This window comes from Halobacillus campisalis (assembly GCF_030345335.1).
GTDB lineage: Bacteria > Bacillota > Bacilli > Bacillales > Halobacillaceae > Halobacillus_A > Halobacillus_A campisalis.
The window spans coordinates 37,560-48,780 of sequence record NZ_JAPVRC010000015.1; the positions used below are offsets into that span (position 1 = coordinate 37,560).

Genomic DNA, 11,221 nt, shown 5'->3' on the forward strand with positions numbered 1-11,221 from the left:
TTTACGCCTCCATCATAATTAGTTGTGGATCGTTCAGTAAACGCTTGATGTTATTCATTGCATGTTGAGCTGTTGCACCGTCAATCATACGGTGGTCAAAGCTTAATGAAATTGCAAGAACTGGAGCTACAACTATTTCACCATCACGAACTACTGGTTTTTCAGCGATACGGCCGATACCTAGAATCGCAACTTCTGGGTGATTGATTACTGGAGTGAACCACTGTCCGCCAGCAGACCCAATATTAGTTATTGTTGTAGAAGCGCCTTTCATATCATCAGACCCTAATTTACCATCGCGAGCTTTTACAGCTAGTTCATTAACTTCACTTGAGATAGAGAAGATGGATTTACGATCAGCATCTTTTACTACAGGTACAAGTAAGCCTTTATCTGTATCAGCCGCAATACCAATATTATAGTAGTGTTTCTGAATAATTTCATCCGTATTGTCATCTAAAGATGTATTTAATACTGGATATTTCTTCAGAGTTGAAACAAGTGCTTTCACTACGTAAGGAAGATAAGTCAATTTGATATCTTGCTCAGCCGCAACTGCTTTGAATTTCTTACGGTGGGAAACCAATTCAGAAACATCCACTTCATCCATAAGCGTAACATGAGGAGCAGTGTGCTTGGAATTAACCATCGCTTTAGCAATTGCTTTACGTATTCCACTCATTTTTTCGCGGGTTTCCGGATATGCTTCTCCTGCTGCAGGGGCAGATTGTGAAGAAGTTTCTTCAGTTGCTTTTTCTTCACCAGCGTCCTCAGTAGTTTGCTCGGAAGTTGCTGATGCTTGATCTCCGCTCAAGAATTGATCGACATCTTCTTTTAGGACACGGCCGTTTTTGCCTGAACCTTGAACTTTCCGGATGTCAACTTCGTTATCACGGGCATACTTCCTAACTGAAGGCATAGCGATGACACGTTTATCATCATCCTCTGCATCTTCCTCAGAGTCTGCTGCAGGTTTTTCTTCTTTAGACTCACTTTTTGCTTCTTCCTGCTTTTCTTCTTTCGGCTCTTCTTTGGAGTCTTCAGCTGATTCTTCCGGGGCATCTTCAGAACCATCATCAATAGTGATAATTACTGTACCCACTGTTGTCGTTTCACCTTCATCAACGTGAATGTCTTTTACAGTACCATCCACTTGAGAAGGAATTTCTACGACTGCTTTATCATTTTGTACTTCACAAAGTACATCATCTTCTTTTACTTCATCACCAGGTTTAACAAACCACTTTGCGATTTCACCTTCATGGATACCTTCACCGATATCAGGGAGTTTGAATTCGAACGCCACGATAATTACCTCCTGTAATTAGGATTTAAAAATTCATTACTTTATTAGCTTTTTCAACAATATCTTTATGGTTAGGAAGCCAAATTTCTTCAGCTTGTGTGAACGCATATACTGTGTCCGGTGCTGCTACACGTAGTACTGGCGCTTCAAGATGAAGGATCGCTTTCTCCTGGATCTCAGAAACTACACTAGCTGCGATACCGGCTTGTTTCTGTGCTTCTTGAACCATAACCGCACGATTTGTTTTTTCAACAGAAGCGAGAATTGTTTCATAATCGACCGGGCTTACTGTGCGCAAGTCGATTACTTCTGCACTTATTCCGTCCTGTTCAAGTTCTTCAGCCGCTTTCAGGCAAGAATGGACCATAGCACCATAAGCAATTAAAGTCACATCTGATCCTTCACGCTTCACTTCTGCTTTCCCTAGTTCAATAGTATATTCCTCTTCAGGAACCTCTTCACGGAATGAACGGTAAAGCTTCATGTGTTCTAAGAAAATGACCGGGTCATTGTCACGAATCGACTGGATAAGAAGTCCTTTTGCATCATAAGGATTAGAAGGAATAACGACTTTAAGTCCTGGTTGCTGTGCCATAAGACCTTCCAGACTGTCTGCATGGAGTTCAGGAGTGTGAACACCGCCGCCGAAAGGAGAACGGATTGTAATAGGCATGCTGCGAGTGTTACCTGTACGGTAACGATAGCGAGCCATCTGTCCGCTGATTGCGTCCATAGTTTCGTACACAAACCCAAAGAATTGGATTTCAGGTACAGGACGGAAATCAGTTAGTGCAAGCCCGATGGACAAACCACCGATTCCAGATTCAGCAAGAGGGGTGTCAAATACACGCTCTTCTCCGAATTCATCTTGAAGACCTTCTGTTGCACGGAATACGCCGCCGTTTTGGCCAACATCTTCACCAAATACGAGCACGTTTTCGTCATTCTTAAGTTCAGTGCGCATCGCGTCTGTGATGGCTTGAATCATTGTCATTTGTGCCATGATTTACTTCGACTCCTTTTCCTTATATTCTTCCATTTGCTCTTGAAGGTTGGAAGGAAGTTCTTCGTACATGTTCTCGATAAGATCAGTTACTTTTTGCTTTGGTGTATTATCTGCTTCTTTAACTGCAGCTTTTATTTCTTCTTTAGCTTTTTCAATCAATTCGTTTTCTTCCTCTTCAGACCAAAGATCTTTAGATTCAAGGAATGTGCGGAAGCGAACAATTGGGTCCTGCTTTTCCCATTCATTATCCATATCTTCCGTACGGTAACGTGTAGGGTCATCACCAGCCATAGTGTGAGGTCCATAACGATAAGTGAGTGTTTCAATCAATGTAGGTCCTTCACCGTCTACAGCACGTTGACGAGCTTCCTTAGTCGCTGCATATACTGCAAGCACGTCCATACCATCTACTTGAATGCCTTCGATACCAGCAGCAACTGCTTTTTGAGCAATTGTTTGAGCAGCAGACTGCTTCTCTACTGGAACAGAAATAGCAAAACGGTTATTTTGAACGACAAAAATGGATTGGGCACCAAACGCACCCGCAAAGTTAATTCCTTCATAGAAGTCACCTTGAGAGGCGCCGCCATCACCTGTATAAGTAATCGCTACTGCGTCTTCTTTACGCTTCTTAAAACCTAGTCCGACGCCGGCAGCTTGTGTAATTTGAGCACCAATGATGATTTGTGGGCTTACTGCATTCACACCCTCTGGCATTTGGTTCCCTTTAAAGTGACCACGTGAGAAAAGAAACGCCTGGTACAACGGAAGGCCGTGCCAAATCAATTGTGGTACATCACGATATCCAGGCAAAATGAAGTCAGCTTTTTCTAAAGCGAACTGACTCCCTAGCTGGGAAGCCTCCTGCCCTGCTGTAGGAGCATAGAACCCTAAGCGTCCTTGTCTATTTAGTGCAATTGAACGTTGATCCAAAATTCTTGTGTAGACCATACGCTTCATTATTTCTTTAAGCTCTTCATCTGAAAGATCAGGCATAGCATCTTCATTGACGATTTTGCCTTCTTCATTAAGGATTTGAAACATTTCAAACTGATTTTCGATATTCTCGAGAACTCGTTTCAAAGTAATCCACCTCTTCCTTTCTTCTTTTAAAATTGGATGCTAGTTTTAGCCTTCCCAAAATTGTAAAAAAACTGTACCGATTACCTCTTAAGAATTTACCCTCAACTGTTATTTATTAATCATTGAAGTATTTGTAAGTGTAACTGTTACAATTTTAGTAAGTTCTTAATTAGTACAATACATTTCCCTACTGTAGTTTAGCTTAATCTATAGGAGTCGTCAATCTCTCATTATTAAAATAAACTTTGTATTGATTAGTTCCTATAGCGGTAAAAGGCATCCCAGAATTAAAGTGTTACTTTCCAATTCTGTACTAATGAAATTATTAGCCTGTATTAATTTTACGATTTTTCAATTTCAGATGCAAATAAAAGAGCCGACTATGAGTAAGTCGGCTCTTTTATTGGGCTAATCATGCCTTCAATCTGGAATAAGAAACATAAGGAGCTTTTTTACGATTCATCATAATTTATCTGTAGATCAGTTGATTCGTAAAAAGATTTCTTTTGTTCATTGTACTCTTTTGTAAATGCATTAAATTCGTCATTTGCTTCAATTACTTCATTATAACTTTCATTGATTTCATCAACTTTTGCTTGTAAATCATCTTTTACCAAGTCTTCGTCCTGCATCATCTCATACAACTCTGAGTCTAAACTAAGCGCTGTCTGATAAGCTTCGTATAAACTGTTATATGCTTCATAGCGCTTATCCATTGTTTCAATCAATTGATTAGCTTCTTCTTGAGCTTCATCTGATTCTAAATCTTCTACAGGAGATTCAATCTCGTCAAATTCTTCTTTTGCTTCATCAATACTCTCTTTTTCAGTATCAATAAGTTCCTTGCGTTCTTCCACAATTTCCGCAGCTTCTTTGGATTGTTCTTGAATCTCATCAAGCTGCTCTGCATCCATCTCAATAATCTCATTATAAATTTCTTTTTCTTCGGCTTCCAGTTCTTGCAAAGGCTGTTGCTGTTCCTGGAAAGTCTCTTCAAGCGAAACGGCTTCTTCTAAATGTTCATGGATCTGTTCTTCAGGTGTTTGGTTAGAACATCCTACCATCAAAAAAGCCGCAGCAGACAGAGACGTCACAATTTTTAAATACCGCACTTCTTCCCCCCCTTTTTTGCGTAAGAATTATATGTATATATTAAATCGCTATTTTAATATTAAAGTAAGTTGACAAAAATTAAAAGGCTCGGCTTAAGCATATGCAATTTTTGTTCAACAAATCACTTGAAGTCATTTATGTGTTAGAATAATGTGTAATGTGTGCTTATATATAGAAAGGATGTCATAGGATGATTACGATGGAAGATATCGTTCGTGAAGGTCACCCCGCACTAAGAAAAGTAACGGACGAAGTAGAATTACCACCTTCTGAACAAGATGTTAAAACGTTAGAAGCGATGCTTGAATACTTGAAAAACAGCCAGGATGAACAAGTATGTGACAGATATGGCTTACGCCCTGGTGTAGGTCTTGCCGCTCCTCAGATCAATGTGAATAAACGGATGCTTGCTGTACACTTTATTGACCTCAATGACAAATTATACAGTTACGGTATTTTCAACCCTAAAATAGTCAGTCATTCCGTAGAACGTACATATCTATCGACAGGAGAAGGCTGCCTTTCTGTTGATCGTGAAGTACCTGGTTATGTAGGAAGGTACCGTCGCATCACTGTTAAAGGCACTGACTTGGAAGGCAACGACCTGAAACTGAGATTGAAGGACTATGCCTCTATTGTATTTCAACATGAAATCGATCATTTAAATGGCGTGATGTTTTACGATCACATCGATCCCGATAATCCTTTCAAGGAACCTGAGGGTGCAAAACCAGTTGATCGGTAAGAAATGAAAATAAACTGTACGTAAAGTTCTTAAAACGAAAAAACTAACAAGAACATTAAGGTAGCTGAAAGTTACTTATAAAAATCGCTCCATTCGTTGTTTGTTAAGTGTAGTCACTAACATTTCAACGAGTGGAGCGATTTTTTATGAGCAATTAAAAGTTGTTTTTTTATAAATGAGTAATCAATGATATGGCAAAGATATTAAGAATTCATCTTTAAAACTTTTGGCTGGGCTGTCAACTTGATTATGTGGGAGATTGTAATTATATGGATTAAATCACTTTACACGGGAGGGCGGTGAGCCTCCTAAAGCTACTCTCTTTTAGAAACTCACCTGTCACTCTATTCTCAAAAGAGTCTAGCCATTTCCTGAAACAAACCGTTAAAATTCAGGAATGGAACTTCTCACTATCACAGCAATTTCAATTCATAAATTGCTTTGGCAAGACCATCTTCTGCTACGTCGGCCGTCACATAATCACTCACTTGCTTAGCAGCGTCTACAGCATTTCCCATGGCCACACCTGTACCTACTTCGCTTAACATTTCTATATCATTTAAACCATCACCGAAGGCATAAGTATCTTTCAGATCTAAGTTTGCAGCTTTGATCATTTGTTTAATACCCTCCGCTTTAGAGCCCCCCGAAGGTAAAACGTCGCAGGAAAGTTCATGCCAGCGTATATAATCGAACTTTTGATGACAGTCCCTGTAATAGTCTATTTCATTCCCCTCACAAAAAAGTAAGGATTGATAAATTTCAGTCTGGTGATAAAACTTATGATCGACCGCAGGATACTGAAAATGGAGGGAGCTTAAGCTTTCTTTAATAAAATGATCTTCCTCGGTGGTCGCTCTCATTCCCTTTTCATTCATAAAAACCATCGGGTGATTATTTTTGTGGGCATCCTGATGAAGCTCTTCTAAATGTTCATAGGATAGCGGATTTTTATAAATCGGTTTGCCTTCAAATACTACATATTGTCCATTAAAACTAACGTAGGAATCGATTCCAAGGGTCTCTCTGATTTGTTCATACATAAAAGGCGCTCTTCCAGTAGCTATGGCACAAAACACACCATTGTTCTGCAGGTCTTTTATTGCTTGAATCGTAGAAACCGGAAGCTCTTTATCATGATTAAGGAGAGTTCCATCAATATCAAAAAATGCAATTTTTTCAGCCAATATTTTTTCCTCCAAACTCTGTTTACTCATCAATTTTATAAAGTATACATGTGCTGGCTATACTTTAGCATGAGAGGATATATTTGAGAAGTTTTACGAATGATAAAACAAATTGATTGAACCAAAATGTTTCTTTCTTACGCAATCCGTATTATACTATAGATAACAGGGATTGGGCGGTTTAGCGTTTTTAGTGTCTTTCTTCATCGGTGAAAGGAGATGGATGCACATGATGAAGCGTCTAAGAAGAAGGCTTCGAAAACGTTGGAAAAAAATCATGGAACGTAAGAGCTATGCTTAAAAAGTACTGTCATATAGCGGAGTATGACAATTTCACCTTTATTTTTTAATGACTAACTAAATTAAAACGTGCTATCATTACATTTAGAAAAATTCATGGAAATTATATCTAGTAAGGAGAGATTGATGAATGGTATTTAAAGTTTTATATCAGGAGCTGTCTAAAGAAGTTCCTGTACGCGAACGTACGAATGCTATGTACGTTGAAGCGGAATCAGAGAGAGATGTACGTCAGAAATTAATTGAAAAAGAGCTTAATATTGAATTTATTCAAGTGTTAAATGAGGAACATTTGGATTATGAAAAACAAAACGAAGATTTTCAATTGGAGAATGTATAAAGTATGAAGTTTGTAAAAAATGATCAAACCGCTGTCTTTGCACTAGGCGGCTTAGGTGAGATCGGTAAAAACACATACGCTGTGCAATTCCAGGACGAAATCATCCTCATTGATGCTGGTATTAAATTCCCTGAAGACGAACTTCTCGGAATCGATTATGTCATTCCTGATTACACTTATCTTATTCAGAATGAAGATAAAATCAAAGGTTTGTTTATTACACATGGTCACGAAGATCATATAGGTGGAATACCTTATCTTCTTCGAGAAATTAACATTCCCATTTATGCTGGTAAACTAGCTGCGGGTCTTTTAAGAAACAAGTTGGATGAGCACGGATTACTCCGCAGTACGAAGATGCATACAATTCAAGAAGACGATGTAATTAAATTCCGCAAAACATCGGTTTCTTTCTTCCGTACTACACATAGTATCCCTGATTCTTTTGGGATCGTTGTAAAAACACCTCCTGGCAACATTGTTCATACAGGAGATTTTAAATTCGATTTCACCCCTGTTGGAGAACCAGCTGACCTTGCTCGCATGGCGGAAATAGGTAAAGAAGGAGTACTTGCACTATTATCTGATAGCACGAATAGTGAAGTTCCTGGATTTACTAAGTCAGAACGAGTGGTCGGACAAAATATAGCCGATATCTTCACAAGAGTTGATGGGCGTCTTATATTCGCAACATTCGCGTCGAATATATACCGTCTTCAGCAAGTAATAGAATCTGCAGTTAAATACAACCGTAAAGTTGCTGTATTCGGAAGAAGCATGGAGAATTCCATCCGTATTGGTCAAGAACTAGGGTATATCCATGCACCTAAGGATACTTTTATCGAAGCCAACCAAATCAATAAGTTTCCTGCACATGAAGTAACAATTTTATGTACAGGTTCACAAGGTGAACCGATGGCGGCTCTTTCAAGAATTGCTAACGGCACTCACCGTCAAATTCAGATCCAGCCTAAAGATACTGTCGTGTTCTCCTCTTCCCCAATCCCTGGTAACACGATCAGTGTAAGTCGTACAATCAATAAGCTTTACCGTGCGGGGGCTGATGTTATTCACGGGCCGTTAAACGATATTCACACTTCCGGGCACGGCAGCCAAGAAGAAATGAAATTGATGCTTCGTTTGATTCAACCTAAATTTTTCATGCCGATTCACGGAGAATACCGTATGTTGAAAGAACACGTTAAGCTAAGCGAAGATTGTGGTCTTGATCCAGAGAATTGTTTCGTGATGGATAACGGTGATGTCCTTGCCTTGGGCAAAGATGAAGCTATGATTGCTGGTAAAGTACCGTCCGGATCTGTTTACGTTGATGGAAGCGGAATTGGAGATATCGGTAATATTGTACTGAGAGATAGACGCATACTTTCTGAAGAAGGTCTTGTCATCGTAGTTGTCAGTATTAATATGAAGGAATTCAAAATCGCCTCCGGTCCGGATATAATCTCTCGCGGGTTTGTGTACATGAGAGAATCCGAAGACTTAATAAAAGAAGCTCAAAAGCTTGTAAATACACACGTCAACAAGGTTATGCAGCGTAAAACGACCCAGTGGTCTGAAATAAAGAATGAAATTACAGATACGATTGCTCCCTTCTTATTTGAAAAGACAAAGCGTCGTCCAATGATTCTTCCAATCATAATGGAAGTATAATATAAAAAATCTCGCTCATTTTACATGAGCGAGATTTTTTGTTTGATTAAATTTTTATTGGTTTTTTAAAAGATATCAGAAATTGTTAAATATCCCATGATTTTAGTCTCATGATGAAATAATGACTAAGTGGAATTAGTGTGATCAGACCTCTTTCCATGCATGTCTAACTCTGCTTTATTATTATCATGTCAAACGTTTAATGGACTCTTTTACATCTGGAATATCCAAGTCACCACTTTCAAAGAAATTCTTGACGATATACTTCGAGAAGTTAACAGCTGACTGATAATCGATGTGTCCAGGTAAAGGAGCTTTATCCTCTATAACAACGTCGATGATCGCTGGTTTGTCGGATAGAAAAGCTTGTTTCAATTTTATAGATAAATCATCGTAAGAATCTATACGATAACCTTCTCCTCCACAGGACTCAGCAAACTTCGCAAAATCCATTTCCCCAAGATCTGTTTTGTAATTGAGGTGTCCCATTTGTTCTTGTTCATATTTTATCATTCCAATTTTACTATTATTAAGAATGATCATTTTAATTGGTAATTGATATTTGACGGCCGTTGAAAAATCCTGCATAACCATAGAAAAACCGCCATCTCCACTAATTCCGATAACTTGACGGTCAGGGTAAGCAATTTGGGCAGCAATGGCGCCCGGGAGACCGCTCCCCATTGTAGCAAGCCAGCCTGAAATAAGAAAGCTTTGATCAACAAACGGCAAATAACGTGAAACCCATACTGTTACGTTGCCTACATCAGCTGAAACTATAGCACTTGGTTTCATGACGTCCTCTAAATGATACATAACCTGGGGAGCGTGAAGAGGTTCTTCTGTAGATCTTTTCTCTTCTTGCATAGCGATGCTCCATCGTTTCATTTTTTCTTGGTATTTTATAAGATATTCATCATTTTGATTTTCCTTGATTTGATCTGTAAGAAGCTCTAACGTTTCTTTAGCATCTCCAGCCAAACCAACCGATATTGGATAATACTTTCCTAAATGATCGGGCTGATTATCGATTTGAACTGCAGGTACGTTATCAGGCAGGAAATCCCTGTACGGAAACTGGGTTCCGATCAATATTAAAGCATCGCATTCTTTCATGGCATGATAAGCTGGTTTCGTTCCTATCTGGCCGTGTTGCCCTAAACAATAAGGGTGGTGGTCGGGCAGCACACCTTTTCCTAATAAACTTAAGATAATTGGTGATTTGAGTTTCTCAGCAAATGTGACTAGCTCGGCTTTCGCATTGGCAGCACCCTGACCAGCAAGAATCAATGGTTTTTCCGATTTTTCCAGAAGGTTAACAGCTTCTTCTATATGATTGTTTTTCGGGCTGATCTGCGGTCGATAATAATCAGATGAAGTTAAATATACATCTTGCTGGTGCTTTTTACTGAAGAGATCATCTGGAACAACAAGAACTGATACACCTTTATGTGTATAGGCTTCTCTTATAGCCTGATTCAGTAAATCGGGTAATTGACTTTCCGTTTGCGCCCGTTCACAATAAACAGCTACATCGTCAAACATTTTCACCAAATCAATTTCCTGAAATGCTCCAGTCCCTACTTGTTCACTGTTCACCTGCCCGACGATTGCCAGCACCGGTGCACTGTCGCTTTTGGCATCATATAAGCCATTCAGCAAGTGGATCCCTCCAGGCCCTGCGATCGATAAGCAGACACCAAGTTTGCCTGTCAGCTTTGCATAGGAGGCAGCTGCAAGCGCACCGGTTTCTTCATGTCTGACCTGGAAGAATTTAATTTCTTCTTGTCTTTTTCTAAGATCATCAATCAATTCATTTATGGAGTCACCTGGAAGACCATATACGTGGTCCACTCCCCAATCTATTAATAAATCCACGAGAACTTGTCCCGTTCTTTTATCAGCCATTTTCATCAACCTTTCTATTATGAACCTATATCCTTTTTTATCCTTAAAATGGGGAAAGTAAACTTTCTAATTATTATTTTTCTTTCTTTGTTCGTATGTATGCAAAAAATGAACCCCTTATAAAATAAATGGTACCGCCCCCAATCGTACACTTGAAAATGTAGTCTTGAATGTCTATCAATTTGTTTGCTGATTTGTTAAACATTTTCTCTTGGTATAAAGATTACCAACAGCTGTTAGTGCTAAAACTTACTACTGAAGTTGCGTAGTAAATTGTGTATTTTAGGATACATAACTCCGTGTACCCATTTATTTTGTTGTACATCTCCACCTACAAATGAACGTACAGCGACTTAATAATTTTGGAATCAGAAAAGGCACATGAAAATTTATGTTTAAATTGCTATAGAAACTGTGTAAGATTGTTCTTGAACAAACTGGCAGGATAGTGGAAGACTTGATTTCGAGACATTTGGTGAGTGGATCAGGGCGGCGGGGAATGACTCGCTTTCCGTGGGAGCGCGGTGAGCTTCCTCGGACGTCCCGTCCTGCGGGATCTCAC

The 11,221-nt window shown here is 39.2% G+C and carries 9 protein-coding genes; 3 read left to right on the top strand and 6 right to left on the bottom strand.

All coding sequences use genetic code 11. The features are described from left to right. Nucleotide 1: 1 nt before the first annotated feature. The 4 genes from O2Q26_RS18575 to O2Q26_RS18590 form a co-directional block, all read right to left on the bottom strand. Nucleotides 2–1,306 (bottom strand): dihydrolipoamide acetyltransferase family protein, encoded by a 1,305-nt coding sequence (locus tag O2Q26_RS18575; protein ID WP_289217256.1) that lies wholly within the window; start codon nt 1,304–1,306, stop codon nt 2–4. 25 nt (nt 1,307–1,331) lie between these two features. Continuing rightward, entirely contained in the window at nt 1,332–2,309 is a 978-nt protein-coding gene (locus O2Q26_RS18580; RefSeq protein ID WP_253934646.1) for an alpha-ketoacid dehydrogenase subunit beta, read from the bottom strand. A gap of 3 nt (nt 2,310–2,312) precedes the next feature. Further along, entirely contained in the window at nt 2,313–3,395 is a 1,083-nt protein-coding gene (gene pdhA / locus O2Q26_RS18585) for a pyruvate dehydrogenase (acetyl-transferring) E1 component subunit alpha (protein WP_289217257.1), read from the bottom strand. Between the two features lie 452 nt (nt 3,396–3,847). Then, the gene (locus tag O2Q26_RS18590) at nt 3,848–4,507 is read right to left on the bottom strand and encodes a YkyA family protein (RefSeq protein ID WP_289217258.1); all 660 of its coding nucleotides are present in this window, start codon (nt 4,505–4,507) and stop codon (nt 3,848–3,850) included. Nucleotides 4,508–4,698: 191 nt separating this feature from the next. Between O2Q26_RS18590 and def the strand changes: the two genes are divergently transcribed. After that, the gene (def, locus tag O2Q26_RS18595) at nt 4,699–5,253 is read left to right on the top strand and encodes a peptide deformylase (protein WP_253934644.1); all 555 of its coding nucleotides are present in this window, start codon (nt 4,699–4,701) and stop codon (nt 5,251–5,253) included. 413 nt (nt 5,254–5,666) lie between these two features. Here def and O2Q26_RS18600 read toward each other — a convergent pair whose 3' ends face one another. Continuing rightward, nucleotides 5,667–6,470: a Cof-type HAD-IIB family hydrolase gene (locus O2Q26_RS18600; protein WP_289217259.1), complete on the bottom strand. Its 804-nt coding sequence runs from the start codon at nt 6,468–6,470 to the stop codon at nt 5,667–5,669. A gap of 400 nt (nt 6,471–6,870) precedes the next feature. On the opposite strand from O2Q26_RS18600, the gene O2Q26_RS18605 reads away from it, so the two are divergent. Beyond that, nucleotides 6,871–7,080 (top strand): DNA-dependent RNA polymerase subunit epsilon, encoded by a 210-nt coding sequence (locus O2Q26_RS18605; RefSeq protein ID WP_253934642.1) that lies wholly within the window; start codon nt 6,871–6,873, stop codon nt 7,078–7,080. A gap of 3 nt (nt 7,081–7,083) precedes the next feature. Continuing rightward, a complete protein-coding gene (gene rnjA, locus O2Q26_RS18610; protein WP_289217260.1) occupies nt 7,084–8,751 on the top strand; it encodes a ribonuclease J1 in 1,668 nt (555 codons plus the stop codon). Between the two features lie 186 nt (nt 8,752–8,937). On the opposite strand, the gene O2Q26_RS18615 is transcribed toward rnjA, so the two are convergent. After that, nucleotides 8,938–10,659 (bottom strand): pyruvate oxidase, encoded by a 1,722-nt coding sequence (locus tag O2Q26_RS18615; protein WP_289217261.1) that lies wholly within the window; start codon nt 10,657–10,659, stop codon nt 8,938–8,940. Between the last annotated feature and the right edge of the window lie 562 nt (nt 10,660–11,221).

Coding starts and splice junctions, on each gene's coding strand:
- O2Q26_RS18605 (WP_253934642.1), top strand. CDS start 6,871: ATGGTATTTAAAGTTTTATATCAGGAGCTGTCTAAAGAAGTTCCTGTA.
- O2Q26_RS18600 (WP_289217259.1), bottom strand. CDS start 6,470: ATGAGTAAACAGAGTTTGGAGGAAAAAATATTGGCTGAAAAAATTGCA.
- rnjA (WP_289217260.1), top strand. CDS start 7,084: ATGAAGTTTGTAAAAAATGATCAAACCGCTGTCTTTGCACTAGGCGGC.
- O2Q26_RS18615 (WP_289217261.1), bottom strand. CDS start 10,659: ATGGCTGATAAAAGAACGGGACAAGTTCTCGTGGATTTATTAATAGAT.
- O2Q26_RS18580 (WP_253934646.1), bottom strand. CDS start 2,309: ATGGCACAAATGACAATGATTCAAGCCATCACAGACGCGATGCGCACT.
- def (WP_253934644.1), top strand. CDS start 4,699: ATGATTACGATGGAAGATATCGTTCGTGAAGGTCACCCCGCACTAAGA.